The 25,204-nt window shown below is 53.8% G+C and carries 26 protein-coding genes and 1 tRNA gene; 10 read left to right on the top strand and 17 right to left on the bottom strand.

Annotated features, from left to right (window positions below):
- The 7 genes from GTGU_RS10195 to aspA all read right to left on the bottom strand — a co-directional run.
- Window positions 1-450 (bottom strand): tyrosine-type recombinase/integrase (locus GTGU_RS10195; RefSeq protein WP_038156347.1); only part of this gene is annotated, 450 nt, incomplete at its 3' end.
- A gap of 160 nt (window positions 451-610) precedes the next feature.
- Window positions 611-686: transfer RNA gene (locus GTGU_RS10190), tRNA-Phe, on the bottom strand.
- 104 nt (window positions 687-790) lie between these two features.
- The gene (locus GTGU_RS10185) at window positions 791-1,366 is read right to left on the bottom strand and encodes a transcriptional regulator (protein WP_038156346.1); all 576 of its coding nucleotides are present in this window, start codon (window positions 1,364-1,366) and stop codon (window positions 791-793) included.
- Between the two features lie 36 nt (window positions 1,367-1,402).
- A complete protein-coding gene (locus GTGU_RS10180) occupies window positions 1,403-3,094 on the bottom strand; it encodes a protein-disulfide reductase DsbD (RefSeq protein ID WP_038156345.1) in 1,692 nt (563 codons plus the stop codon).
- Entirely contained in the window at window positions 3,070-3,405 is a 336-nt protein-coding gene (gene cutA / locus GTGU_RS10175) for a divalent cation tolerance protein CutA (protein WP_038156344.1), read from the bottom strand. The genes GTGU_RS10180 and cutA overlap by 25 nt, the downstream gene beginning before the upstream one ends.
- A gap of 130 nt (window positions 3,406-3,535) precedes the next feature.
- A complete protein-coding gene (locus tag GTGU_RS10170) occupies window positions 3,536-4,837 on the bottom strand; it encodes an anaerobic C4-dicarboxylate transporter (RefSeq protein WP_038156342.1) in 1,302 nt (433 codons plus the stop codon).
- A gap of 117 nt (window positions 4,838-4,954) precedes the next feature.
- On the bottom strand, window positions 4,955-6,391 hold the full coding sequence (gene aspA / locus GTGU_RS10165) for an aspartate ammonia-lyase (protein ID WP_038156340.1): 1,437 nt from the start codon (window positions 6,389-6,391) through the stop codon (window positions 4,955-4,957).
- Between the two features lie 337 nt (window positions 6,392-6,728).
- On the opposite strand from aspA, the gene GTGU_RS10160 reads away from it, so the two are divergent.
- On the top strand, window positions 6,729-7,199 hold the full coding sequence (locus tag GTGU_RS10160; protein ID WP_038156339.1) for an FxsA family protein: 471 nt from the start codon (window positions 6,729-6,731) through the stop codon (window positions 7,197-7,199).
- Window positions 7,200-7,231: 32 nt separating this feature from the next.
- Here GTGU_RS10160 and yjeH read toward each other — a convergent pair whose 3' ends face one another.
- Window positions 7,232-8,476 (bottom strand): L-methionine/branched-chain amino acid transporter, encoded by a 1,245-nt coding sequence (gene yjeH, locus GTGU_RS10155; RefSeq protein WP_038156337.1) that lies wholly within the window; start codon window positions 8,474-8,476, stop codon window positions 7,232-7,234.
- A 256-nt stretch (window positions 8,477-8,732) separates the two neighbouring features.
- On the opposite strand from yjeH, the gene GTGU_RS10150 reads away from it, so the two are divergent.
- The 3 genes from GTGU_RS10150 (at window position 8,733) to GTGU_RS10140 (ending at window position 11,232) form a co-directional block, all read left to right on the top strand.
- Window positions 8,733-9,026, top strand: a complete 294-nt coding sequence (locus GTGU_RS10150) for a co-chaperone GroES (RefSeq protein WP_013367964.1) — start codon at window positions 8,733-8,735, stop codon at window positions 9,024-9,026.
- A 30-nt stretch (window positions 9,027-9,056) separates the two neighbouring features.
- Window positions 9,057-10,703, top strand: coding sequence for a chaperonin GroEL (groL, locus tag GTGU_RS10145; protein ID WP_038156335.1), 1,647 nt, complete (start codon window positions 9,057-9,059; stop codon window positions 10,701-10,703).
- A gap of 175 nt (window positions 10,704-10,878) precedes the next feature.
- Window positions 10,879-11,232, top strand: coding sequence for a DUF4156 domain-containing protein (locus tag GTGU_RS10140; RefSeq protein WP_038156333.1), 354 nt, complete (start codon window positions 10,879-10,881; stop codon window positions 11,230-11,232).
- A 63-nt stretch (window positions 11,233-11,295) separates the two neighbouring features.
- Here GTGU_RS10140 and yjeJ read toward each other — a convergent pair whose 3' ends face one another.
- A complete protein-coding gene (gene yjeJ / locus GTGU_RS10135) occupies window positions 11,296-12,147 on the bottom strand; it encodes a YjeJ family protein (protein ID WP_038156331.1) in 852 nt (283 codons plus the stop codon).
- Window positions 12,148-12,316: 169 nt separating this feature from the next.
- Window positions 12,317-13,345 (bottom strand): EF-P beta-lysylation protein EpmB, encoded by a 1,029-nt coding sequence (epmB, locus tag GTGU_RS10130; RefSeq protein ID WP_038156329.1) that lies wholly within the window; start codon window positions 13,343-13,345, stop codon window positions 12,317-12,319.
- A 41-nt stretch (window positions 13,346-13,386) separates the two neighbouring features.
- On the opposite strand from epmB, the gene efp reads away from it, so the two are divergent.
- Together efp and ecnB are read left to right on the top strand one after the other, a co-directional pair.
- Entirely contained in the window at window positions 13,387-13,953 is a 567-nt protein-coding gene (gene efp / locus GTGU_RS10125) for an elongation factor P (protein WP_038156327.1), read from the top strand.
- 142 nt (window positions 13,954-14,095) lie between these two features.
- Entirely contained in the window at window positions 14,096-14,242 is a 147-nt protein-coding gene (ecnB, locus tag GTGU_RS10120) for a lipoprotein toxin entericidin B (RefSeq protein WP_038156326.1), read from the top strand.
- A gap of 37 nt (window positions 14,243-14,279) precedes the next feature.
- Here ecnB and GTGU_RS10115 read toward each other — a convergent pair whose 3' ends face one another.
- The gene (locus GTGU_RS10115) at window positions 14,280-14,873 is read right to left on the bottom strand and encodes a helix-turn-helix transcriptional regulator (protein WP_038156324.1); all 594 of its coding nucleotides are present in this window, start codon (window positions 14,871-14,873) and stop codon (window positions 14,280-14,282) included.
- A gap of 247 nt (window positions 14,874-15,120) precedes the next feature.
- Here GTGU_RS10115 and sugE point away from each other — a divergent pair, with 247 nt between their 5' ends.
- The gene (gene sugE, locus GTGU_RS10110; protein WP_038156323.1) at window positions 15,121-15,438 is read left to right on the top strand and encodes a quaternary ammonium compound efflux SMR transporter SugE; all 318 of its coding nucleotides are present in this window, start codon (window positions 15,121-15,123) and stop codon (window positions 15,436-15,438) included.
- On the opposite strand, the gene GTGU_RS10105 is transcribed toward sugE, so the two are convergent.
- The 5 genes from GTGU_RS10105 to frdA all read right to left on the bottom strand — a co-directional run bounded on the left by GTGU_RS10105 (window position 15,435) and on the right by frdA (window position 19,368).
- The gene (locus GTGU_RS10105) at window positions 15,435-15,965 is read right to left on the bottom strand and encodes a lipocalin family protein (protein WP_038156321.1); all 531 of its coding nucleotides are present in this window, start codon (window positions 15,963-15,965) and stop codon (window positions 15,435-15,437) included. The two genes, sugE and GTGU_RS10105, sit on opposite strands and share 4 nt — an antisense overlap.
- 109 nt (window positions 15,966-16,074) lie before the next feature.
- Window positions 16,075-16,434 (bottom strand): fumarate reductase subunit FrdD, encoded by a 360-nt coding sequence (gene frdD, locus GTGU_RS10100; RefSeq protein ID WP_038156320.1) that lies wholly within the window; start codon window positions 16,432-16,434, stop codon window positions 16,075-16,077.
- A 10-nt stretch (window positions 16,435-16,444) separates the two neighbouring features.
- Window positions 16,445-16,840 carry a fumarate reductase subunit FrdC gene (frdC, locus tag GTGU_RS10095; protein ID WP_038156319.1) on the bottom strand — a complete coding sequence of 132 codons (396 nt, stop codon included), beginning with the start codon at window positions 16,838-16,840 and terminating at the stop codon, window positions 16,445-16,447.
- 10 nt (window positions 16,841-16,850) lie between these two features.
- Complete coding sequence (locus tag GTGU_RS10090) at window positions 16,851-17,585, bottom strand: succinate dehydrogenase/fumarate reductase iron-sulfur subunit (protein WP_038156317.1); 735 nt, start codon at window positions 17,583-17,585, stop codon at window positions 16,851-16,853.
- The gene (gene frdA / locus GTGU_RS10085; RefSeq protein WP_038156315.1) at window positions 17,578-19,368 is read right to left on the bottom strand and encodes a fumarate reductase (quinol) flavoprotein subunit; all 1,791 of its coding nucleotides are present in this window, start codon (window positions 19,366-19,368) and stop codon (window positions 17,578-17,580) included. The genes GTGU_RS10090 and frdA overlap by 8 nt, the downstream gene beginning before the upstream one ends.
- Before the next feature lie 310 nt (window positions 19,369-19,678).
- Between frdA and epmA the strand changes: the two genes are divergently transcribed.
- From epmA to GTGU_RS10070, 3 genes are all read left to right on the top strand, one after another.
- The gene (gene epmA, locus GTGU_RS10080) at window positions 19,679-20,656 is read left to right on the top strand and encodes an elongation factor P--(R)-beta-lysine ligase (RefSeq protein WP_038156313.1); all 978 of its coding nucleotides are present in this window, start codon (window positions 19,679-19,681) and stop codon (window positions 20,654-20,656) included.
- Window positions 20,657-20,792: 136 nt separating this feature from the next.
- A complete protein-coding gene (locus GTGU_RS10075; RefSeq protein ID WP_038156311.1) occupies window positions 20,793-21,506 on the top strand; it encodes a hypothetical protein in 714 nt (237 codons plus the stop codon).
- Window positions 21,507-21,821: a YjeO family protein gene (locus GTGU_RS10070; protein WP_038156309.1), complete on the top strand. Its 315-nt coding sequence runs from the start codon at window positions 21,507-21,509 to the stop codon at window positions 21,819-21,821.
- 59 nt (window positions 21,822-21,880) lie between these two features.
- Here the strand turns inward: GTGU_RS10070 and mscM are convergent, their stop codons facing one another.
- On the bottom strand, window positions 21,881-25,204 hold the full coding sequence (mscM, locus tag GTGU_RS10065; RefSeq protein WP_038156307.1) for a miniconductance mechanosensitive channel MscM: 3,324 nt from the start codon (window positions 25,202-25,204) through the stop codon (window positions 21,881-21,883).

The raw sequence follows: 25,204 nt of genomic DNA, 5'->3' as shown, positions 1-25,204 counted from the left end.
TTTGATCAGTTGCGCCAGATGGCGGGTTTCAATTCTGGTAACATCCAGCCCGCCAATCTCCGGGAAGACGTAGCGGTTCAGACAGGTGATGATTTTATCCGCATGGCCTTTTGACCAGAGTTTCAGACAACTGGTATGCCATAAGGTCGCGACATGTTTAAATGTCCTGGATTCATCAATACTGGCAGAAGATGATTTGCGGAGCCGGGAAGGGGGAATACCTGATGCCAGCAGTTTACGGGCAGCATCGCGTGTTTCACGAGCTTCTGCCAGACTAATCTGTGGGTATGCACCGAGGGCCAGACGATTTTCTTTTCCATCAAGACGGTAACGAAAATACCACAGACGAGAACCGCTGGTTGATACCAACAGATACAGACCCTGTGAATCAGTGAGTTTGTAGGCTTTATCAAGGGATTTTGCAGAACGGATTTTGCTGTCATTTAACATTTGGGGTCTCTCCAGTTTGTCGAACTGAACGACCCGCAGTCTGACCCCAATTTTTCCGGATACACAGGGATAAATCAAAATGCTCCGGAAAGACTTTTTATGCTAACTCACTGAATTGTTTAACTACAGGAACCTATGAGGAAGCATAAAAATGAAAAGGTGGTGCCCGGACTCGGAATCGAACCAAGGACACGGGGATTTTCAATCCCCTGCTCTACCGACTGAGCTATCCGGGCAACGGGGCGCATTAAACCGTAATCAGCGCCCTCCGTCAACCCAAATTCAGCAAAAACAGCGCGTTTGCTTAACTTTGCGGCAGTTTGGCCGCAAACCGCGCGTTTCAGGTAAGGGCACCGCTCTGGCGGCATTGGGCAAAGCGTAAAATGTCTTCTGCAAGGCGTTGTGCGGTGTCGACATCCGCCTGGCTGCGGTTCACCAGCATCCGGCTTAAACAGCCTTCCAGAATGAGTTCCATCTGCTTTGCGACCATCGCCGGGTCATCGACTTCAAGCTGAGTCAGTAACTCATGCGTGTAGTCATGCGCGGCGCGTTTTTGCTGATCCGCCAGTTGATGGATAGGGTGTTCCGGATCTGGGTAAAACGTACAGGCGGCGATAAACAAACAGCCCGGATAACGGTGGTTGCTGACACATTCGGTCAGCGCAGCGTAGCGCGCCAGCAGTTTTTGCTCAATGCTCAGCTCTTCATTCAGCAGCAACTGGCGCTGCCAGGTTTCCACCTGCTGGCTGAGGTAGCGCAGCGCGTCATACAGTAGCGCTTCTTTGTCAGGCCAGAAACGCATGAGCGCTTCGGGCGGGTAGTTCACGCGGTCGGCCACCATTTCGAGCGAGGTGTTGGCAATCCCTTGTATCTCAAGTAATTGCAGGGCTTCTCCCAGCACATCTTCACGTTGCACGGCACATTCCTCCCTATATCTCACTCAAAGTGTCGTTTACTGAGGCCGTTTCTGCAAATGCGTGCGAAAGGCCTCCGCATCCATAAATCCGGTGACGCGCTGCTCATTAAGCTCCTTCCCGGCACCATCGAAGAACAAAATGGTAGGAAGCCCCAGCACCTGCAAATGCCGCAGCAGCGCCACGTCCTGTGGTGAGTTTTTAGTGACGTCCGCCTGCAGCAGAACCGTGTTTGCAAGCGTCTGCTGAACGGATTTATCGCTAAAGGTATATTTCTCAAATTCTTTGCAGGCCACACACCAGTCGGCGTAGAGATCCAACATGACGGCTTTGCCGCGCGCCTGAGTCAGCGCCTGGTTGAGATCCTCAACCGTGCTGATGCGCGTAAAGTTCAGGTGCACCTGTTGCTGAGCGGTGGACGTCCCGAACGCCCAGTCCTGCAAGGGGCGGGCGCTAACCAGCGCGGCCGCCAGCATCAGTATTTGCAGAACGCGTACCCACGGCTTGCTGACGCTGAGCGACGTAATAAACGCCCAGCTGAAGAAGGCGACGCCGAGCATAGACCACAGCCGCAATCCCCAGGCCTCGCCAATGACGCGTTCGAGCAGGAAAACCGGCAGGGCGAGGATCACAAAGCCGAACGCGGTTTTAACTTGTTCCATCCACGGCCCGCTTTTCGGCAGCAGCCGGTTGCCAAACACGGTGACCAGAATCAGCGGCAGCCCCATGCCGAGCGCGTATAAATAGAGTGTGCCGCCGCCGAGCCACAGGTTCCCGCTCTGGGCGATATAGAGCAAAATCGCGCTCAGCGGGGCGGTGGTGCATGGTGAGCAGATAAGCCCGGCAATCGCGCCCATCGCAAACACACCACCCAAAGAACCGCCCTGACGGCGATTGCTCATCAGCGTTAAGCGGGTTTGCAGCGATGACGGCAACTGTAGCGTGAACAGGCCAAACATCGACAGCGCCAGCAGGATAAACACCACGGACAACCCGACCAGCACGTAAGGGTGTTGCAGCGCCGCCTGAAACTGAAGTCCCGCCGCGGCGACGATCAGTCCGAGCAGGGTGTAGGTCAACGCCATCCCCTGCACATAAACAAACGCCAGAAGCAACGCGCGGGTGGTGGAAAGGCGTGCTTTGCCGCCGAGCACAATCCCGGAAATCAACGGGTACATCGGCAGTACGCAAGGAGTGAAGGCGATACCAATACCGATAATCAATGCCCACAGGGCGGAGAAGGGAAGTTCCGTCTTCACTACCGGTTGCGATTGCGTGCTGGCGGGAGGCGTAGCGGACATCGGCGCCACTTCGCTCAGCGGCACTTTTTTAGTCTCTGGCGGATAGCAAAAACCGGCATCGGCACAGCCCTGATACGTCACCGTCAGCGTACCGCCCTTCGCAGCCTGTATAATCGTCAGCGGCAGCGTCAGGCGCTCGCGGTAAATTTCGCTTTTGCCGTAGAACTCATCTTCATGCCACTCACCGGCGGGCAGTTGTGGCGGCGCAATACTGGCCTCGGCAGGCTCGATGTTGATCTGTTTGCGATAGAGGTAATAGCCGTCTTTTATCTGCCAGGAGAGCGTCAGGTCGTACTGGTTTTGCTGGAAATCAAAGGCGAACGCCTGATCGGCAGGCACAAACTGAGAACGGCCGGGGGCATCGAACAACCCGGCAAAAGCGGTAGTGCTGCACAGCAGCAGGATCAGCGTAAAGATGCGTTGAGCCATGAGAGGTATTCGTTATCTCCGTGGGTGACGGGTAAAACCAGTAATTCAGGGGTTTGATACGGGTGATGAGATTTCAGGCAATCCACCAGGGCCTGCTGATGCGCCGTGTTAGTCTTCAGCAGCATCTGAACTTCGTATTCCTGTTCAAGTTTTCCTTCCCAGTAATACAGCGATGTGGCACCCGGCAGCAGCGTGACACAGGCGGCCAGCTTTTCAGCCAGCACTTTTGCCGCCAGATCCTGCGCGGTGGCTTCATCGGGGGCAGTGCAGAGAACAACAACGACGGCAGTACGATTGCTTTCATCGGGCATAGACACCTCATCAGAGCGAACGGCCTGAAAAAGAACAGGTGATTACTATACCAGCGCGAGATGCAAACGACTAAGCGGTGACGTGTAAAGCTGAGAAAACGGGACGCCGGAGCGTCCCGTAGGGGTGAGATTACAGCATGACGCTTCCCAGCAGGAAGCCAAAGCACACGGCGAAAGCGACGCCCATGGTGCCAGGGATAAAGAACGGATGGTTAAAGACGAAGCGTCCGATACGGGTGGTTCCGGTGTCGTCCATCTGAACCGCCGCGACCAGTGTTGGGTAGGTCGGCAGAATGAACAGACCCGATACCGCTGCGAAAGACGCCACCGCCGTCAGCGGAGTGACGTTCAGCGCCAGCGCCATCGGCATCAGTGCTTTAGCCGTTGCTGCCTGAGAGTAGAGCAGTGCGGAAGCAAAGAAGAAAATCACCGCCAGCAGCCACGGATGGCCCTGAATCACGGAACCCGCAGTGTCTTTGATCCAGTCAATGTTGTTGGAAACGAAAGTATCGCCCAGCCAGGCAACGCCCAGGATACAAATACAGGCGCTCATACCCGCTTTGAAGGTACTGGAGTTCAGGATACCGTCAGTTTCCACGCCACACAGAATGGTGGTCAGGGTTGCCACGCTCAGCATGATGATAAGGATAGCGTTGGTGGTGTTCATCAGCGGCGTTGCCACCAGTCCGAGGCTCGGGCTGTTGATAATCGCGTAAATGACCACACCGACCACACCCAGCAGGAACAGCAGTACGGAAAGTTTTGCGCGCGGTTTGATGACCAGCTCTTTTTCGCCACGCAGCTCAATCAGCCCTTCTTCCAGGCGCTTCAGATACACCGGGTCGTCAGACAGTTTAGAGTTAAACAGAATGGTGACCAGGAAGGACATCAGCAGTACCGCCAGCAGTGTGGACGGAATGACCACGGACAGTAAATGGATATAGCTAATGCCATGACCTTCCATGACGGAGGACATATACACCACCGCCGCGGAGATCGGCGATGCGGTGATAGCGATTTGCGCCGAGACCACTGCGGTGGAGAGCGGACGGCAAGGTTTAACACCTTGCTCCTTCGCCACTTCAGCGATAACCGGCAGCGTTGCCAGAGAAATATTACCGGTGCCGGCAAAAATCGTCAGGAAATAGGTGACAATCGGCGCCAGAATAGTGATGTATTTTGGGTTTCTGCGTAAAAGTTTTTCAGTCTGATTAACGAGGTAATCAAGACCCCCTGCCACTTGCATTGCCGAAATAGCCGCGATAACGGCCATGATGATGGAAATAACGTCAAACGGGATGTTCCCCGGTTTCACGCCAATGGCCGCCAGGACTAAAACCCCTAGTCCTCCTGCGTAACCTATGCCAATTCCCCCCAGCCGGGCGCCGACAAAGATTGCCGCTAACACGATGATGAGTTCGATGACTAACATAACTGCTTCCTTGATTGTTGAACGTTGGATAATTAAATGTTGTGTTTTAGTATCCAATAAAAGCGAGAAAGGCATGTCATTTCTGACATGCCTCTCTCATTTTACTCTGAACTAAAATTACTGTTCATTTTCGTCTGTATAACGTTTTGCTTTGTATGCCGGATGCATCAGGTTCTGCGGAGAGAAGATGTCATCCAGTTCGGCTTCGGTCAAAAGACCGCGTTCCAGTACCACTTCACGGACGCTCTTACCGGTTTCGGCGCAGATTTTACCGACAATGTCGCCATTGTGGTGGCCGATGAACGGGTTGAGGTAAGTGACGATACCGATAGAGTTGTAAACGAAACCTTCGCACACCTCTTTGTTCGCGGTAATACCGTTAATGCATTTTTCCAGCAGGTTGTAGCAGGCGTTGGTGAGGATATGAATGGATTCAAACATCGCTTCGCCAATCACTGGCTCCATCACGTTCAGCTGCAGCTGACCCGCTTCAGAGGCCATGGTGACGGTCGTGTCGTTACCGATGACTTTAAAGCACACCTGGTTAACCACTTCCGGCACAACCGGGTTCACTTTCGCTGGCATGATAGAGGAGCCTGCCTGCAGTTCCGGCAGGTTGATTTCATTCAGACCAGCACGCGGGCCGGAAGAGAGCAGGCGCAGGTCGTTACAAATCTTGGACAGTTTCACCGCCAGACGTTTCAGCGCACTGTGAACCATAACGTAAGCGCCGCAGTCAGATGTCGCTTCGATCAGGTCTTCAGCCGGAACCACCGCCAGGTTGCTGACTTCAGCCAGCTTCTGCACCGCCAGGTGCTGATAACCTTCCGGGGTGTTCAGACGGGTACCGATCGCCGTTGCGCCGAGGTTAACTTCCAGCAGCAGTTCGGAGGTACGCAGAATGTTTTTGGTCTCTTCGTTCAACAGAACGTTAAAAGCGTGGAATTCCTGACCGAGGGTCATCGGTACCGCATCCTGTAACTGGGTACGACCCATCTTCAGAATGTCCTGGAACTCAACGGCTTTATTCTGGAAACCTTCGCCCAGCTGATTCACCGCGTCGACCAGTTTCAGAATGGACGCGTAAACGGCGATACGGAAGCCGGTCGGGTACGCATCGTTCGTCGACTGGCATTTGTTGACGTGATCGTTCGGATTCAGGTACTGGTATTCACCTTTCTGGTGCCCCATCAGTTCCAGACCGATGTTTGCCAGCACCTCATTGGTATTCATATTGACGGAGGTTCCTGCGCCGCCCTGATAGACGTCAACCGGGAACTGATCCATGCATTTTCCGTTATTCAGAACTTCGTCACATGCGGCAATAATGGCGTTCGCGATGCCTTTAGGAATGGTGTGCAGTTCCTTGTTAGCCAGCGCAGCGGCTTTCTTAACCATCACCATGCCACGTACAAACTCAGGAATGTCGCTGATTTTGCTGTTGCTGATGTAGAAGTTTTCAATCGCTCTCAGAGTGTGGACCCCATAGTATGCGTCCGCTGGAACTTCCCTGGTGCCCAACAAGTCTTCTTCGATACGAATGTTGTTTAACATGTGAACCTTCTTTTTCAAGCTGCCAATGAATTCACCAAACACACAACATTAATGGGAGTTATGTGTGTTTTCTGACCGACGATTATTTCCTTAATCGGTCCGGTGCCCATGATCATATGCTGATGATAGCGAATTGCAGTAATCTGGATCACTTATTGTGGCTTGTTTCGCATAAGAATCATTAATCTGTGAAATGAGTCACCGCTTTGTGATTTTCGGCAAAAATAACGTTGCGATCTGCTTGAAACCCGTCACTTCACCACCACTACAAGTCAATGCGAATCGCAAACTCATACCAGCAGTGGCGACATCGCCCCTGTTTTTAAAGGAGAAGCCAGTGCGCTGGATACCGTTTATTGCCTTCTTTCTCTACGTTTATGTTGAGATATCTATTTTTATCCAGGTGGCCCATACCCTGGGTGTCCTGTTGACACTGGTGCTGGTGATTTTCACATCAGTCATCGGGATGTCGCTGGTGCGTAACCAGGGATTCAAGAATTTTATGTTGATGCAACAGAAAATGGCGGCAGGTGAGAGCCCGGCAGCAGAGATGATCAAAAGCGTGTCGATCATCATCGCTGGCTTGCTGCTGCTGTTGCCTGGCTTTTTCACCGATTTCCTGGGATTGCTGCTGCTGTTGCCGCCGGTGCAGAACCATCTGACCGTGAAACTGATGCCATACCTGCGTTTCTCCGCCATGTCCGCGGGCGGTTTTAGCGGTGGAAGCAGTAGCGGAAATACCTTTGACGGAGAGTATCAGCGTAAGGATGACGAACGCGATCGTCTCGACCATAAAGACGACCGCTGACAGTGACGGCCCGGCACTCAACCGGGCTTTTTTTATGCTTCAGCCATTTTGCGCTTCGGCAATACAAACCACAGCACGATCAGCATGACAATGGCGTAGAGGCTCTTCCAGCCTACCATTACCAGCAACAGCAGACACAGCGCGCCGCCGATGGCTGCCAGCAGTTTGTATTTCCCTGTCAGCAACCGACACCCCGCCACCATACACAGCAAATAGATGATGATAAAAATGCCATTGGCGTAGACGATGAGCGCATCGAGATTAATATTGAGCCAGTAGACGCAGAGCGAACTCAGCGCGCAGCAGGTCAGTACGGCGTTCAGCGCGTTGACGGGCAAATGACGACGGGACAGCCTGGCGAGGCGGCTTTGCGGGGAATACATCGCCTGCGACCAGACCAGACGGGCGAAGCTCTGGATATAAATGTTCAGGCTGGCGAAACAGGCGAGATAGCCGATCACGCAGGCAATCCACAGCGCTTTTACACCGAACAGGTCAACGACAATCCCCGGGAGTGAGGCCGCCGCCGCGCGGTCCGCACTGTAAGCGTCAAAATGCAGCACCACGACCGTGCAGGCCCAGTAAACGGTGCCCGCCAGCAGCAGGCCGATCATCAACGCCCGGGGGAAATCCCGCTCCGGGTTTTTAAATTCCGACGCCAGATGCGCGAAGGCCTCCAGCCCGACAAAACACCAGAACATGACTGACAGGGCGGAAAAAAGCTGAGGGACATTGATCTCGTTGACCGCCGGGAAGGGGATACTGGCGACAGAAAGGTCGCCCGAATACCAGATGGCTGCGATAAGCGCGACGATGAGAACGGCGACGACGGTCTGTAAATTGGCGCTGGAGCTGGCGCCGCGTGAACCCACCCACCAGACAATCGCCAGCGTGCCAAATTCGGCAAACAGCAGTTGCTGATCATGCCAGCCAAACAGCGCCTGACCAAAACCGGTGGCGATATGCAGGGCGGCAGGTAAACCGACAGGAATGACCGAGAGAAACAGCCAGCCGGTGACCCTTTCCAGGCGAGGGCCGAACGCCAGCCCGACGAAGTGCGCCACGCCCGCTGCACTGGGGAAATGACGGCCCAGAATGGCGAATACAATGGCGACGGGAAAAACCAGAACGATGAGTACCGGCCAGGCCCACAGGCTGTTATCCCCGGAAACCAGTGCCGCCAGCGCCGGAACAGCAAAAACGCCGGTTCCCAGCAGCGACGTCGCCAGTAAACCAATCCCTTGCGCAAGGCCAAGCTCCTGCTTTAATCCACCCATGCTTATCGACCACCCCGGTCTTACCAAAACCACAGAAGATAAAGCGTATCACACCCGTTGGCCTTAGGCTTTAAGCGGATATTTCTTTCTTCGACGTCAGGAAATGGGATCCCTGAAAAATTAAGAAAAATTTTTTTCTTATTACCCCTTGAAGGCCCAAAAACTTATCCCCATCTCTCTGGTCACTAGCCGGATAACCGTTTACGGCCCGGCGTCACCCATAACTGATAATGACTTTCTCAAAGGAGAGCTATCAATGAGTATTCGTCCGTTACATGATCGTGTGATCGTCAAACGTAAAGAAGTTGAATCTAAATCCGCTGGCGGCATCGTTCTGACCGGTTCTGCGGCAGGTAAATCAACGCGTGGCGAAATCATCGCTGTCGGTAAGGGCCGCATCCTGGAAAACGGTACGGTGCAGCCACTGGACGTGAAAGTCGGCGACATCGTGATTTTCAATGATGGCTACGGTGTGAAATCTGAGAAGATCGACAATGAAGAAGTGTTGATCATGTCTGAAAGCGACATTCTGGCAATTGTTGAAGCGTAATTACGCACGAGAATTTGAGGAAATAAGAATATGGCAGCTAAAGACGTAAAATTCGGTAACGACGCTCGTGTGAAAATGCTCCGCGGCGTAAACGTACTGGCAGATGCAGTGAAAGTTACCCTCGGCCCGAAAGGCCGTAACGTGGTTCTGGATAAATCTTTCGGTGCACCGACCATCACCAAAGATGGCGTTTCCGTAGCACGTGAAATCGAACTGGAAGACAAGTTCGAAAACATGGGCGCGCAAATGGTGAAAGAAGTTGCCTCTAAAGCGAATGACGCTGCAGGTGACGGTACCACCACCGCTACCGTTCTGGCGCAGGCCATCATCGCAGAAGGCCTGAAAGCCGTTGCTGCAGGCATGAACCCGATGGATCTGAAACGTGGTATCGACAAAGCGGTCGTTGCTGCTGTTGAAGAACTGAAAGCGCTGTCCGTACCGTGCTCTGATTCTAAAGCCATCGCTCAGGTAGGGACTATCTCCGCGAACTCCGACGAAACCGTAGGTAAACTGATCGCAGAAGCGATGGACAAAGTCGGTAAAGAAGGTGTTATCACCGTTGAAGACGGTACCGGTCTGGAAGACGAACTGGACGTGGTTGAAGGTATGCAGTTTGACCGCGGTTACCTCTCTCCTTACTTCATCAACAAGCCGGAAACTGGCGCTGTAGAACTGGAAAGCCCGTTCATCCTGCTGGCTGATAAAAAAATCTCCAACATCCGCGAAATGCTGCCGGTACTGGAAGCAGTTGCGAAAGCAGGCAAGCCGCTGGTTATCATCGCTGAAGATGTTGAAGGCGAAGCGCTGGCAACGCTGGTGGTTAACACCATGCGTGGTATCGTGAAAGTGGCTGCAGTGAAAGCACCGGGCTTCGGCGACCGTCGTAAAGCGATGCTGCAGGATATCGCTACCCTGACTGGCGGTACCGTGATCTCTGAAGAGATCGGTATGGAGCTGGAAAAAGCGACTCTGGAAGACCTCGGTCAGGCAAAACGCGTTGTGATCAACAAAGACACCACCACCATCATTGATGGCGTGGGCGACGAAGCTGCTATTCAGGGCCGCGTTGGTCAGATCCGCAAACAGATCGAAGAAGCGACTTCAGATTACGACCGTGAAAAACTGCAGGAGCGCGTAGCGAAACTGGCAGGCGGCGTTGCTGTCATCAAAGTTGGTGCGGCGACTGAAGTGGAAATGAAAGAGAAGAAAGCACGCGTTGACGACGCCCTGCACGCAACCCGTGCCGCGGTAGAAGAAGGCGTGGTAGCCGGTGGTGGCGTGGCGCTGGTTCGCGTTGCGGCGAAACTGGCTGGTCTGACTGCTCAGAACGAAGATCAGAACGTCGGTATCAAAGTTGCGCTGCGCGCAATGGAAGCACCGCTGCGTCAGATCGTGTCCAACGCCGGTGAAGAGCCGTCTGTTGTGGCGAATGCGGTGAAAGCGGGTGAAGGTAACTACGGTTACAACGCGGCGACTGAAGAATACGGCAACATGCTCGACTTCGGTATCCTGGATCCAACCAAAGTAACCCGTTCTGCGCTGCAGTACGCGGCCTCTGTTGCCGGTCTGATGATCACCACCGAGTGCATGGTGACCGACCTGCCGAAAGGTGATGCGCCTGACTTAGGTGCTGCTGGTGGTATGGGCGGCATGGGTGGGATGGGCGGCATGATGTAATCTGCCCCTCGCACCCGGTATCCTTCAGGGTGCAGATGCGTTGGGTGCTTACTCTGTCACACCGATTGAAAAACCCCCGGTCAGAAATGGCTGGGGGTTTTTCTTTTGGTCATCTTTTTAGTATAACGTTCAACACGGACAAGTTGTGTCCAGCTCATTGATAACGAGGAATAACATGCGCGTAAAAGTCTGTGCAGGGATCGTCGGTGCCGCGTTGCTGCTGGCAGGTTGCAGTTCCAGTAGCGAACTGACCGCAGGCGGGCAGAATGTTCGCTTTGTTGAAGATAAACCGGCAGCGGATTGTCAGCTGTTAGGCACGGCGACCGGTAAGCAGAGCAACTGGCTTTCTGGTCAGCATGGCGAAGAGGGCGGCTCCATGCGTGGTGCGGCTAACGCGCTGCGTAACCAGGCAGCGGCAATGGGTGGCAACGTGATTTATGGCGTCAGCAGCCCGACACAAGGCATGCTTTCAAGCTTTGTGCCGACCGACAGCGAAATGATTGGTCAGGTTTATAAGTGCCCGAACTGATTTTCAGGTCATGACGCGATTGCGCCCTCGCGCGTTTGAGGGCGCATTGGCAGTTGTTCGCCGTTAGTTTTGCGGAATGCTGGCCCGCAGGTGGTGTAACGCGCGTAAACACTGCTCCAGGCTCAATGCCTGTTGTTGTGTGTGAGGGATAGCGCGAATAAAGACCTGACCGGTGCGGCCTTTCAGTTTACCCAGCCGTGGGCTGAAATCCATCAACCGGCGTGATATCGCTTTAGCCTCTTCGGAATCAGAATGGCTGCGGGTTTTAATGACCGCACCGCAGGTGATATCCTTACCTTCGTTATCAGAAAACCGGTATATCAACGCCAGATAATGACTGAACAGCGTGTGTTTCCAGTGGGGCTGATCATAGCTGTCATATTCCAGTTCGCCCGTGTCGCGGCAATCTACGTCATATAACGGCAGGAAGTCGAGCAGCGAGGAAAGGCGTATCGCCAGTTCATGCATTCCTGCATTATTAATCGCCTGAACGATGGCAATGACCAGTAATTCAATTTGCGTTTCTTCGACACGCAATTGCGTTTGCATGTTGTCATTCATCGTTAACGTGAATAATAAATGGCTTTCGTTATTCTCCGTCAGCGTGACGGATTCCACCTGCCGTGAAATATTCGCCTGCGCAAGCTCTGTTTCTGTTAGTTCAGGAATATGGGCGTGCATCTTCTTCACGGTACTGCGCTTTGCTCTGCTCAGCTGTTCCTGCGGCAGCCCGGTGAGACTGGAGTGCTGAAAGAGATGGTGTTCGAGGGCGATCAGTACGTCTCTCAGAACCAGCGGTGGAAAGAAAAAAAGCGCTTCTTTATTTCTTTGATATTTAACTTTGAGCGCAAGAGCCAGAAAGTTATTATCGTGACGAATAACACCAGTGTTAATTCCTTTTATCATGAGCAGCATGGTTACTCCCTGATCATTATTTAAATAAATAATGAAGGCGTTGTATATAGATTGGATTAATGAAATGTAATTGTATTACAGAGACGGTAAAATAGCATATTGAGACAGGATGCAAAATAAATTCATGGAAGAATTTTCCATGAATTTATTTGCAAAAGGATGGCAGGGTTTATTGCTGGCGAAGCTGAAGATCGAGCGGCGTTTTGCTCGGCTCACCGCCAATTTCTCGGGCCAGTCTTGGTACCATGTAGCCTGAAACCAGCGTCAGCAGTTCGCGGACGATGCGGCGGGCGTCGTCATCGCTCACCAGGAAATGGGCAGCACCCTGCACTTTATCGAGTACATGCAGGTAATAGGGCATCACCCCGGCGTCGAACAACGCATTGCTGAGATCAGCCAGCGTTCTGGCATTGTCATTCACGCCACGCAGCAACACGCTCTGGTTCAGCAGCGTCACCCTGGCTTCACGCAGTCGCGCCATCGCTGCACGGAACGTATCGTCAATTTCATTGGCGTGGTTGATGTGATTGACCAGCAATACCTGCAGCGAGGAGCGCGCAAAACGGGCGGTGAGCGTGTCGGTAATGCGCGCAGGAATCACCACCGGCAGGCGCGAGTGAATACGCAAACGCTTCACATGCGGGATCGCCTCTAACTGCGTCAACAGCCAGTCCATTTCATGATCTTTCGCCATCAGCGGATCACCGCCGGAGAAAATGATCTCATCCAACTCCGGGTGCGCTTCAATATACGCCATTGCGGTCTGCCAGTTGCGCTTATTGCCCTGATTGTCGGCATAGGGGAAGTGACGGCGGAAACAATAACGGCAATTTACCGCACAACCGCCTTTTACCAGCAACAGTGCCCGGTTCTGGTATTTGTGTAGCAATCCAGGGACCACGCTGTGCTGTTCTTCCAGCGGATCGGTGGAGAAACCAGGGGCGGCGATAAACTCTGCTTGCGAAGTAAGTACCTGACGCAAAAGCGGATCGTTAGGGTTTCCCTTCTCCATACGGGCGATGAATGCACGCGGCACGCGCAGCGGGAATAGCTGTTTTGCCTCCCGTCCCGCCAACAACTGTTCATCAGCGTCTACATTTAAAAGACGCAGAAGTTCATCCGGATTGGTTACAACATCGGCAAGTTGCGATAACCAATCTTCTCTGGAAAGGGTGTTTAGGGTTACAATGTCTGCCATTTTTTGGCTAAGCTACCAAGTTTTCAAATTCAGAGGGCCTTATGGCGACTTACTATAGCAACGATTTTCGTGCCGGTCTTAAAATCATGATGGACGGCGAACCTTATGCGGTCGAATCCAGTGAATTCGTGAAACCCGGTAAAGGCCAGGCATTTGCGCGCGTTAAACTGCGCCGCCTGCTGACCGGTACCCGCGTAGAGAAAACCTTCAAGTCTACTGATTCTGCCGAAGGCGCAGACGTTGTCGATATGAACCTGACCTTCCTGTACAACGACGGCGAATTTTATCATTTCATGAACAACGAGACGTTCGAGCAGCTGGCTGCAGACGCGAAAGCCGTTGGTGATAACGCGAAATGGCTGCTGGACCAGGCTGAGTGCATCGTGACCCTTTGGAACGGCCAGCCTATCTCCGTGACCCCGCCGAACTTCGTCGAGCTGGAAATCGTTGACACCGATCCAGGCCTGAAAGGCGATACCGCAGGTACCGGCGGCAAACCCGCGACCCTGAGCACCGGTGCTGTGGTGAAAGTGCCGCTGTTCGTTCAGATTGGCGAAGTCATCAAAGTGGATACCCGCTCTGGCGAATACGTATCCCGCGTGAAGTAATTCTTTTGCTCCATTCTCAGGCGTAGCCCGTGTTGCGCCTGAATCTCTCATTCTCCTAAAATCTACGCCTTTTTCTTTCTTTTCCGGGATTTTGTCTATGCTTATAAGGCACAAATAACATGGGCTATAAAAGGAAGATATTATGGTTAAGAAAACAATTGCAGCAATCTTCTCTGTTTTAGTGCTTTCTTCACTCTTGACTGCATGTAACACAACGCGCGGCGTCGGACAGGATATTTCTGAAGGCGGGAGCGCGATCTCTGGTGCGGCGACGAAGGCGCAGCAGTAATAACGGCAGCAAGCGGTGCGGCGGTTCTGCCGTGCCGTTATCCTCTTCTTTCGGCAGCGGAGAGAAACGGTGAAAATCGGTTTTCGACCTTCAGTTTGAGCCGAATATTACGTTTATAGGTATAAACCGTTTTCCCGTTGATGTTCAGCATCCGGGCGATGGTGCCGTGACTCGTGCCTTCCATCCACAACGACAGCACTTTTTCTTCCTGACGCGTCAGCAACGGGGCAACGGTGCGCGCATGGTTAATACCTGGGCTTGAGCGTAATGCACCATCCACGATGTTCATCATGTCGGTCAGGGCGATTTTCTTGTCGAGGATAGCCCAGGACGCGTCGTGCAGATCCGTCGAAGTGAAATCATCGTACTGCAACAGCACCAGCCGCGAGCGGGGAGAGGAGCTGCGGATAAGCGAAGAGATCAGGGGGATCTGATGACGCTCTGCCGCAAAACCGCTGAGATCGGCAATAATTAAATGGGGCTGCCAGCCTTCAATATGTTCTTTTGCCAGCAATAAACTGCTCAGGCTGGTGATGGATAGCGGGGCCGCAAAAGCATTGACCTGCATCAGCCAGGATTCCAGCCCCTGACGGCTGAAGTGGCATCGATCAAGTAATAGAATCTTGTACATTCTGGCTTCGTAATGGGATGAATGGGGCTGACTGACGAAGTTTCCATCATAAAGAAGTCGGTGCGGAATAAAGGCAGAATCTAAGCCGCTAAACAGGCCCATTTCCGGGTATAACGCTGAAATTCTGTGACTTAAGTCAAACGTCTTGAATCTCTGCGTTCGCGAGGTAAAATACCCACTTCAACCACCTTACGGGACGACCCGTAAGCGTATCTCACAACGGGGACGGCCCCACACTGGAGCCACTATGTCCTGGTTAATTCTTGTTGTTGCAGGTCTTCTTGAAGTCGTCTGGGCCGTTGGCCTGAAATATACCCATGGTTTTAGTCGGTTGGTACCGAGCGTCATTACGGCTGTGGCGATGATTGCCAGCGTCGCGCTGCTCTCCTGGGCAATGAAGACGCTGCCAGTCGGTACAGCCTATGCAGTCTGGACGGGCATTGGCGCGGTTGGCGCTGCTATCACCGGCATCATCCTGCTCGGCGAATCCGCAAGCGTGGCGCGTATCGCCAGTCTGGTGCTGATCGTCGCTGGCATTATCGGGCTGAAGCTCAGCACGCACTAAGGCGTCTGTCTTACCCAAATAAGCTTACTTACATCGAAACCCTGCCGGGTTGCGACGTCCAGCATCTGCTGTTTCATCTCCGCTGAAATGGTGGGTGTGCGGGCGAGGATCCACAGATAGTCGCGATCCGGTCCACAGACCAGTGCATGCTGGTAGGTGTTATCCAGCGCAATAATGTTGTAGCCGCCATAGAAAGGGCCAAAGAAGGATACCTTCAGCGCAGCTCTTTCCGGCGACCCGGTGAAGTACGCTACGCCATCCGTCTTTTGCCACATGCCGCGGTCCGGGTTATATCCCCTGTTAATCACGTTCAGCCCACCGTCATCGCGCAGGCTGTAAGTGGCGGTGACCTTTTGCAGGCCGCTTTCAAAACGGTGATCGAGTCGGGCGATTTCATACCAGGTACCCAGATAGCGCTGGGCGTTGAAAGGGGCGACGACAGTGACGCCTGGCGGCGGAGTCGGGTTACTACAGGCAACAACCAAAAACGCAACGGCAACGGACATGATGGCAGGGAGCGCACGCATGATATTTTCCTTGCGAGGTTTTTAGTTAAGTGTAGAACGCAGCGAGGGAAAAAAGAGGTACTGACAGAAGAAAATTGCCCTCTTACAGCAACGTAAGAGGGCAGGGAGATTACAGGAAGATCACGCCGACCAGCGTTACTACCGTCAGGATAGCCGCCAGACCGTAGAAGACCCACTTGCCACTCGGCACATGGATTTTCAGATCGTGCATCGCGTGATGGATACGGTGTAAGCCGCACCACAGCGGCAGCACGATCATCACGAACAGGAACACACGGCCGATAAAGCTCTGGGCAAATGCCAGTACGCGCTCATAGCCCAGCGCATCGCCCGGGAAGAGTCCCAGCGGAAGGAGGATCCCCACCAGCAGCACCATCACCGGCGCAACAATGGCGCTCCACATGCCGCCTGCACCGAACAGGCCCCAGAATACGGGCTCGTCAGAGCGTTTTGGATTTGGATTGATCACGTTAGCCTCCTTACCAGTACAGGGCGACAAGTAGCACAACAACGGTGACCACCGCCGTTACCACCCAAAGCCCTTTAATGATTGGCTCTGGCCCCATCTTTTCATCTTTTACGATAATATTTGCCGCTTTTGGCGCCAGTTCGAACCAGGTTTTGGTGTGCAGCAATGCGCCAGCCAGCGCGATGAGGTTGAGGATCACCACCACCGGATTTTGCAGAAAGCCCACGAAACCTGCCCAGGATTCAGGACCGTTTTTCAGTGCGAACAGGCCATAAATCAGGACAATACTGAACCAGACTGCCGGTACTGCCGTCCCTTCACGCAGCATATAGAAGCGATAAAACGGCAGATTTTTCCACCAGGTGGACGGCATTGGCCGTACATAGGCTTTGCGTTTAGTCGTCATAATGCACTCCTTAGCGTGGTTTCAGGGTGGCGATAAGAAAGTCTTTCGAGCTTTCCACTTTACCCTGCTGAATGGCGGCAGCCGGATCGACGTGCTTCGGACACACTTCAGAGCAGAAGCCGACGAAAGTACAGCTCCATACACCGTTCTGGCTGTTCAGTTGCGCCATACGCTCCTTCTTACCGTGGTCGCGATTGTCTTCGTTGTAGCGATGCGCCAGGGTGATCGCTGCCGGGCCGATGAATTCAGGATTCAGGCCAAACTGCGGGCAGGCGGCATAGCACAGACCACAGTTGATGCAGCCGGAGAACTGGTGATACTTCGCCATCTGCGCCGGAGTCTGCGTGTTAGGACCTTGATCCGGCGTACGCGGGTTGCCGATGATGTACGGCTTAATCGCTTCCAGACTTTCGATAAAGTGCGTCATATCGACCACCAGATCGCGTTCAATCGGGAAGTTCCCCAGCGCTTCGACCTTCAGCCCTTTCGGGTAGTCACGCAGAAAGGTTTTACAGGCCAGCTTCGGCACTTTGTTGACCATCATGCCGCAGGAACCACAAATCGCCATACGACAGGACCAGCGGTAGCTCAGATCCGGTGCCAGGTTATCTTTGATGTAGCCCAGCGCGTCCAGCAGCGAGGTCTGCTCATCGTAAGGCACTTCATAGAAAGCGCTGTGCGGTGCGGAGTCCACTTCCGGGTTATAACGCACCACCTCAACTTTCAGGTTTTTCATCTCAGCCATTCGCCGTCTCCTTCTTCTCGGCTTCTTCCGCTTCTGCACCGTATACGCGTTTCGCTGGTGGCAGAGTGGTGATTTTCACGTCGCTGTAATCCAGGCGGGTCGTCCCGTCGGCATCGCGGAAAGCGAGGGTATGCTTGAGGAAGTTGACGTCATCACGCTCGGTGCAGCCTTCGTCGAGACGCTGATGCGCGCCGCGCGACTCTTTACGCGCCAGCGCAGAGTGCGCCATACACTCGGCAACATTCAGGCCGTGGCCCAGCTCGATGGTGTACAGCAGATCGGTGTTGAAGACGCTGGACGTATCGGTGATACGAACGCGCTTGAAGCGCTCCTGCAGTTCCGCCAGCTTGTCGATGGTTTTCTGCATCAGTTCCGGCGTACGGTAGATACCGCAGCCTTCTTCCATGGAGATGCCCATTTCGTCGCGGATCTTCGACCAGTTTTCGTTGCCTTCCTGGTTGACCAGCGCTTTCAGACGGTTTTCCACATCAGCGACCTGCGCATCAAGCGCCGCGCTGTTCGCCGGACCTGCGGTCGATGCACGCTCCATTGCCTGTTCACCGGCCAGACGGCCAAAGACCACCAGCTCAGCCAGCGAGTTGGAGCCCAGACGGTTGGCGCCATGCAGACCTACGGACGAACATTCACCGACGGCGAACAGCCCTTTAATACGGCTTTCGCAATTCTGGTTGGTTTCGATACCGCCCATGGTGTAGTGCGCAGTCGGGCGCACCGGAATCGGCTCTTTAACCGGATCCACACCCACATAAGCTTTCGCCAGTTCACAGATGAACGGCAGACGCTCAAGCAGTTTCTTCTCACCCAGGTGGCGAAGGTCGAGGTGCACAACATCACCGCGTGGCGTCGGAATGGTATTGCCTTTACGCCACTCGTGCCAGAACGCCTGAGACACTTTGTCGCGCGGGCCGAGTTCCATGTATTTGTTCTTTGGCTCGCCCAGCGGGGTTTCCGGACCCATGCCGTAATCCTGCAGATAACGGTAGCCATTTCTGTTCACCAGGATACCGCCTTCACCACGACAGCCTTCCGTCATCAGGATCCCTGAACCCGGCAGGCCGGTCGGGTGATACTGAACGAATTCCATGTCGCGAAGCGGTACACCGTGGCTGAGCGCCATGCCCATGCCATCGCCGGTAACGATGCCGCCGTTGGTGTTGAAACGGTAAACACGACCCGCACCACCGGTGGCGAGTACGACAGCGTTAGCGCGAATCTGCACCAGTTCGCCTTCCATCATGTTCATCGCGACCAGGCCGCGGGCCTGACCGTCATCAACCAGAATGTCGAGGACGAAGTGCTCATCGAAACGTTGGATCTGCGGGAACTGGAGAGAGGTCTGGAACAGGGTGTGTAGCATGTGGAAGCCGGTTTTATCGGCGGCGAACCACGTACGTTCAATTTTCATCCCGCCAAAGCGACGCACGTTGACAGAACCGTCAGGACGACGACTCCACGGACAACCCCATTGTTCAAGCTGGGTCATCTCGGTCGGACAATGATGGACAAAGTAATCTACGACATCCTGCTCACAAAGCCAGTCGCCACCAGCAACCGTATCGTGAAAATGATACTCAAAGCTATCGTGATCCTGCGCAACCGCTGCAGAACCGCCTTCAGCGGCTACCGTATGACTGCGCATGGGATAGACTTTTGAAATCAGAGCGATTTTAGCGTTAGGATTCGCCTGAGCTGCTGCAATAGCAGTCCGTAATCCCGCTCCGCCAGCGCCTATTACGGCAAGATCGGCTTGAAAGGTTTGCACGACATTCCTCCAGTTTATTGTTTTTTCGCAATGCGCTTAACCAAAGGTAGTTCATCGGTAACAGGCCGCCATTGCGAAAGCGTATCCACGACTCCTTTATGGAACGGCAGTATAACCGCATGGCGTGAGGGGAAATTTGATGTGTTCGATTTTTTTGTGGATCCATGCGGGTATTTATCACACCTTTTGATGAGTTTCGTGCAGAAATTAGTTGGACTCATGGATTAGCCACGCTTCGTCGGACAAAATTTGTCTCCCCGGGCGGTTGCGAGTAGACTTCGTGCCCTTAACACCAATCGGAGAAAAACTCATGAGCGAGACGGCAACCTGGCAGCCGAGCGCATCCATCCCTAACCTGTTAAAACGCGCAGCGATTATGGCGGAAATTCGACGCTTCTTTGCTGATCGTGGTGTGCTGGAGGTGGAAACGCCCTGTATGAGCCAGGCGACGGTCACAGACATCAACCTGTTCCCGTTTGAGACCCGTTTCGTCGGCCCCGGGCATTCGCAGGGGATGAACCTGTATCTGATGACCAGCCCGGAATATCACATGAAGCGTCTGCTTGCCGCTGGTTGCGGGCCGATATTCCAGCTCTGCCGGAGTTTCCGCAATGAAGAGATGGGGCGCCACCACAATCCGGAATTCACCATGCTGGAGTGGTATCGACCGCATTTTGACATGTATCGCCTGATCAATGAAATTGACGATCTGCTGCAGCAGGTGCTCGAATGCTCCCCGGCGGAAAGTCTTTCTTATCAGCAGGCGTTCCAGCGCTATCTGGAGATCGATCCGCTCTCGGCGGATAAAACGCAGCTGCGCGAAGCGGCGGCAAAACTCGATCTGAGCAATATCGCCGATACCGAAGAAGACAGGGATACATTACTGCAACTGTTGTTTATGACAGGTGTTGAACCGCATATTGGTCAGGATCGCCCGACGGTGATCTATCACTTCCCGGCAAGCCAGGCGTCTCTGGCGCAGATCAGTACCGAAGACCATCGTGTGGCCGAGCGTTTCGAGGTTTATTTCAAGGGAATGGAACTGGCGAACGGCTTCCATGAACTGACTGATGCGCGCGAACAGCGTCAGCGTTTTGAACAGGATAACCGCAAGCGTGCCGCGCGCGGTTTGCCGCAGCAACCTATCGACCAGAACCTGCTGGACGCACTGAGTGCCGGTATGCCGGACAGCTCCGGCGTGGCGTTGGGCGTGGATCGTCTGGTCATGCTGGCGCTGGGCGCGGATACCATCGGCGATGTGATCGCCTTTACGGTGGATCGCGCGTAATACTCATCGGAGGATCGGGTTAATTTCCGATTCTCCGATCATTGGTGTCCTTATTTATTGATACCCGAGGAATATCACAATATATAAGTATGGCTCATTTATGCTAGGTTAATTTTACTTCTAAAAAATAGCCGTCATGAATGAATCACTAGTTTTTTGTAAGATCGACGAATATGGTTTTCCACATTGGGATGGTTTTGATTTCCTGAGATGGTATACGCTTCCAACAAACTGGACATTAAGTACGGGTAGTGCGCACCTGTGGTTATATAAAACAGCCTGGCTGGTGTATCATAGAATAATATTGCAGCAATCCGCCAGGGAAGCCTATATTCCAGTATTATTGTTGGCTGGGGTTGCGGTTGCTGAAGTCGGAGGAACTCCAGAACGATTCAAATCCGTTGGAGTGCTTCAATTCAGGCAGCTTCTTGAAGCCATTATGCAAAGAGAAGATAACCAAAGATCTAACGCAACCTCTGTAGGTTCTATTGCAATACAAATTGGTGTTGCGGCAAGGACACTGCATATTCGGCCAGATACATTATCATCATTCGAACAATTTCAGCTTTCTCAATGCCTGCTGGATAATCGCTTCAATATTAACGTAGTAGCTTTTCATTTACGCGACCTCATCCTCTATGACTATCCGGGTATCGATACAAGCCAACTTACAGATGAACAAATCATCGTCACAGGTTCAAGATACAACCGAGGAATTGAAAGAAACAAACAAGATATCATAGACTCAATCTCGGCCCAAAAGGGCACGCCGCAACGTGCGTATAGCGAGTATGGTCGTCGAATTATTGAGAAGAAAGCTACGATCATGAAAATTATGCGAGGTGAATGAATGACATGGAAGTCTTTTGTTCTCAATATTGTCTGGGGACTGGTCAGTTTTGCTTTTATCGCGATGTTTTCCACTCAGGATAAAGAGTGGTTCATTGGTGAAGAGGGCATAAATAACATTTGCGACCTGATGACATACATTGAAAATGATGACATCCGCGATGTGGGTATAATCATCACGCTGCCTTTTTTTATTCCCTACATCTATGCCATTGTGCGGAGAAAACAACGTAATCTATGGCAGTATTTTATTGTCGCTGCTCTCCTGTCGTACTGGCTTTGGCGTTTTATTTTCCGCTACCAGCTCTGTGTTTAAAACAAAAAAGCTGGACTGCATTACGCCTGTCCAGCTTCCAGTTCTGTTTGGATAGCCTCTTACAAACTCCCCGGCGTTCTCGAACGTCTTCCTGCTGACGCAATGGTTTTCCCTGGCGTGTTACCGCCCATCGTTTCGACGCGCATCTGGAATGGTGGGAATGGCATTTCGATGCCGTGCTCGCGGAAGCCCGCCAGAATTAACTGGTGGATCTCATGGCGCAGCGGCATACGGTGACCCATCTCGGCGGCGTAAATACGCAGCTCGAAAATCTGGATGCCTTGCTGTAAATCCACCAGGAACACTTCCGGTGCCGGGTTGTCGATCACCAGCGAGCAGCGCTCAGCAGCGGTATAGAGTATTTGCGTTACCTCTTCGCTGTTGGCATCCGATGGCGCAGGGACCGTCAGCACCACACGCGTCACCGAATCGGACAGCGACCAGTTAATAAACTGCTCGGTGATAAAGGCTTTGTTCGGCACGATGATCTCTTTGCGATCCCAGTCGCTGATCGTCGTCGCACGGGTGTTGATCTTCGTAATGCTGCCGGTTAAATCGCGGATCGTGACGGTATCGCCGATACGGATCGGTTTTTCAAACAGGATGATCAGGCCGGAGATAAAGTTGGCGAAAATCTCCTGCAAACCAAAACCGAGACCGACACCCAGCGCGGCTACCAGCCACTGCAGTTTTGACCACTCGATACCAATCATTGAGAAGCCAACCAGCCCCCCGACCAGCAGCAACAAATATTTGGTGATGGTGGTAATGGCGTAGCCCGTGCCCGGCGTCAGATCCAGATGCTGGAGGATCGCCAGTTCCAGCAGGGCAGGGAGGTTACGCACCAGTTGCGTCGTAATAATCAACACCAGAATCGCGATCAGCACAGCGCCGAGGGTAATTGGCTCAAGGCTTTCCACTCCCTGTACTGTCGAGGTCACATCCCATAGCGAAATGTTTTCCAGGAAGCCAAAAGCGGAATGGATTTCAGACCACAGGACAATGACCGACACCAGCGCAATCAGCATCAGAATCGACCGCACCAGTCGTAATGATTGCACGCTGATGGCGTCGAGATCGACCTCGCTCACCTCCACTTCGGCGGAACCCTCAAGGCTTGAGGCGTGGTGATCATCCTCGCCACGGGCACGCTGCGCCAGCATCTCTGCCCGCCGATGTTTGGCGCGATCGAAGGCCAGCCGGCGCCGCTGGATCAGCATCCAGCGGCGGATGACGTGGTAGATCACCAGCAACAGGAACCAGATGGCGACAGAGGTTTCCAGACGCGCCAGTAACGCCTGAGATGTTGCCAGATACCCCACGCCCGCTGCCAGTATCGCAACCAGCGGAGCGCCCGACAGCAGGTTCCAGAGCAGGCGGTTGACCATGTTGTCCCCTTCGCCCTCTTTGTCGAGGTAGAGGGGAATGCCTGCTCGCTTGAGGCTCAACGTGACCACCGCCAGCGCACCACAAATCAGGATAAAACAGAGCCTGCCGAGCGAGGCGGAGAATTCACGATCGTTGAGGTTATCGAACATGATCAGCGCCATGATGAGTGGCACAATCAGCCCAATGCTCATCAGGTAGTAGCGCATTGCCCGCGCCACGCGTTCGCGCGGCCAGCTAAAGTGGGTGATGAACAAACCATTGGGGCGGGCAAAGGTGGCGCAAATCATCACCACCCACAGCAGCGGCACGGTGGCGGTCACGCCATCGCCAATCGCTACCGCCAGCGGATAAGGCCAGGCTTCCTGTAACCCATAACCCAGCGTCATCCACAGGACAGGAAGCGGCGAAGCCACCAGAATCGACCAGAACACGGTGCGCAAGGTCAGCCAGAAATGGTCCTGTGTCACTTTGCCGACCCGAGCGCTGGAACGCTCCAGAAAACGGGTGAAATGCTTGCGCGAGCTGATGCTGAATCCGACCAGGATCAGCGCCCCAAACAGCGGGAAGAGCGTCTCTTTGCTGGTGAGCATCATCACCGTAGCTTTGCCTAACTGGCTGAATGTATTGAGCGAGATCAGTCGACGCAGATCCTGCACGATTTCAATTGGCCAGCTGAAGGTGATGGGGCTAACGTCCGACGTCCAGAACAGGTAGCGGTGCGTGGCTTCATTCACTTCTTTCAGCGCATCTTCAAGCTGACCGTTGGAAACTTTCAGCTTGGTCAGTTCGAGGATCAGCGTATCGCCGCCCTGCAACAGAGAGTTCAGCAGTTCGCGCTGAGTGCGCAGTTGCGCATCCAGAATGCGGCTTTGCTCGCTGGTCAGCGCCTGGCCATCGGCCTGACGAATTTGCTGAAGTTGCGGTTGCTTGTTGAGCTGCTCTTCATACCGCAGACGCTGCACGCGTAACTGCGCCATTTCGGTGTCCAGTTGCTGCGGTTTGGGCATCTCCGGCAGACGCGCCACCTGAGCACGCAGCGCCTCTCCCAGAAGATTCGAGGAACCGAGCCATTGCGACTGCTCGCGCAGCGTATTCAGCGCCTGGCGAACCTGTAGCGTCTGATTGGTGGCCTGTCGCTGCTGCGAGGCGACCAGATCCATCCGCTGTGCCTGTTGGTTCAGCGCCTGCGACAGCTCGCGGTTGGTTTTGAACTGTTCAACGATCCCCGCGGGCAGATTGGCGCTGTTTTCCGCCAGCAGTTCGCTGCTTTCGAGGGCGCGCTCCGCTTCACGTTGACGCTGACTGTTAAGCTGATTACGCAGCGCCTGCAGGTAAGCATCCAGCTGTTCGCTTTGCTTTTGCGCCAGTTCGGAGCGCAGTCGCGACAACTCCTGCCGGTTATTGGCGGATAACTGCGCCAGCTCCAGTTCATCGACCAGCGCTTTCAGACGGGCGGATTCCGCCTGTTGATTGAGATTTTGCGCCTGCGCCAGCGAGGTGTTACCCGCAGGGGCGTTAACGCGTCGCTCCACTTCATTCAACTGGCGGCGGGCATCGGTTTGTTGCTGTGGCAACTGACTGAGGGAATCAGCGATTTCACGGGCGCGATCCTGCTCCTGCTGCGCCAGACGGCTTTTTTCCAGCAACTGGCTGCTGACCTGCAGGATCTCCTGATTCAGCGCATCACTCGTCAACCCGACAGGCACCTGGCGGGGTTCTGTGCTCTGATTATTCAGTTGGGTGCGCAGTGTCTGCGAGAGTCGGGGGAAGTTATCGATAACTTGCTGATATTGCTTCGCGCGCTCGAGAGAGCCTTTTCGCTCCTCAAGCGCGTTCAGCGCAGCCTGGAGCGCCTCGACGGTCTCCGGCTGAGCGGGCTTCGCCGCTTTTGCCTGCTCCAGTTCCTGAGCGATTTGTCTGGCGTCGGGGGCCGTCGCTGCGTACGCCCCCAGGCTGAGGCTCCAGGCCAACAGGAAAGTGATAATCAGGCGCAC

Source organism: Trabulsiella guamensis ATCC 49490, assembly GCF_000734965.1.
Classification (GTDB): Bacteria; Pseudomonadota; Gammaproteobacteria; order Enterobacterales; family Enterobacteriaceae; genus Trabulsiella; species Trabulsiella guamensis.
Note: the sequence above shows the minus strand (reverse complement) of the source record. Positions and strands in the feature narration are given on the sequence as shown.

What these genes read in the sequence shown, in the direction of transcription:
- GTGU_RS10180 (WP_038156345.1), bottom strand. Translation starts at nt 3,094, where the DNA reads ATGGCTCAACGCATCTTTACGCTGATCCTGCTGCTGTGCAGCACTACC.
- cutA (WP_038156344.1), bottom strand. Translation starts at nt 3,405, where the DNA reads ATGCCCGATGAAAGCAATCGTACTGCCGTCGTTGTTGTTCTCTGCACT.
- GTGU_RS10170 (WP_038156342.1), bottom strand. Translation starts at nt 4,837, where the DNA reads ATGTTAGTCATCGAACTCATCATCGTGTTAGCGGCAATCTTTGTCGGC.
- aspA (WP_038156340.1), bottom strand. Translation starts at nt 6,391, where the DNA reads ATGTTAAACAACATTCGTATCGAAGAAGACTTGTTGGGCACCAGGGAA.
- yjeH (WP_038156337.1), bottom strand. Translation starts at nt 8,476, where the DNA reads ATGGGTGGATTAAAGCAGGAGCTTGGCCTTGCGCAAGGGATTGGTTTA.
- GTGU_RS10150 (WP_013367964.1), top strand. Translation starts at nt 8,733, where the DNA reads ATGAGTATTCGTCCGTTACATGATCGTGTGATCGTCAAACGTAAAGAA.
- groL (WP_038156335.1), top strand. Translation starts at nt 9,057, where the DNA reads ATGGCAGCTAAAGACGTAAAATTCGGTAACGACGCTCGTGTGAAAATG.
- GTGU_RS10140 (WP_038156333.1), top strand. Translation starts at nt 10,879, where the DNA reads ATGCGCGTAAAAGTCTGTGCAGGGATCGTCGGTGCCGCGTTGCTGCTG.
- yjeJ (WP_038156331.1), bottom strand. Translation starts at nt 12,147, where the DNA reads ATGCTGCTCATGATAAAAGGAATTAACACTGGTGTTATTCGTCACGAT.
- epmB (WP_038156329.1), bottom strand. Translation starts at nt 13,345, where the DNA reads ATGGCAGACATTGTAACCCTAAACACCCTTTCCAGAGAAGATTGGTTA.
- efp (WP_038156327.1), top strand. Translation starts at nt 13,387, where the DNA reads ATGGCGACTTACTATAGCAACGATTTTCGTGCCGGTCTTAAAATCATG.
- ecnB (WP_038156326.1), top strand. Translation starts at nt 14,096, where the DNA reads ATGGTTAAGAAAACAATTGCAGCAATCTTCTCTGTTTTAGTGCTTTCT.
- GTGU_RS10115 (WP_038156324.1), bottom strand. Translation starts at nt 14,873, where the DNA reads ATGTACAAGATTCTATTACTTGATCGATGCCACTTCAGCCGTCAGGGG.
- sugE (WP_038156323.1), top strand. Translation starts at nt 15,121, where the DNA reads ATGTCCTGGTTAATTCTTGTTGTTGCAGGTCTTCTTGAAGTCGTCTGG.
- GTGU_RS10105 (WP_038156321.1), bottom strand. Translation starts at nt 15,965, where the DNA reads ATGCGTGCGCTCCCTGCCATCATGTCCGTTGCCGTTGCGTTTTTGGTT.
- frdC (WP_038156319.1), bottom strand. Translation starts at nt 16,840, where the DNA reads ATGACGACTAAACGCAAAGCCTATGTACGGCCAATGCCGTCCACCTGG.
- GTGU_RS10090 (WP_038156317.1), bottom strand. Translation starts at nt 17,585, where the DNA reads ATGGCTGAGATGAAAAACCTGAAAGTTGAGGTGGTGCGTTATAACCCG.
- epmA (WP_038156313.1), top strand. Translation starts at nt 19,679, where the DNA reads ATGAGCGAGACGGCAACCTGGCAGCCGAGCGCATCCATCCCTAACCTG.
- GTGU_RS10075 (WP_038156311.1), top strand. Translation starts at nt 20,793, where the DNA reads ATGAATGAATCACTAGTTTTTTGTAAGATCGACGAATATGGTTTTCCA.
- GTGU_RS10070 (WP_038156309.1), top strand. Translation starts at nt 21,507, where the DNA reads ATGACATGGAAGTCTTTTGTTCTCAATATTGTCTGGGGACTGGTCAGT.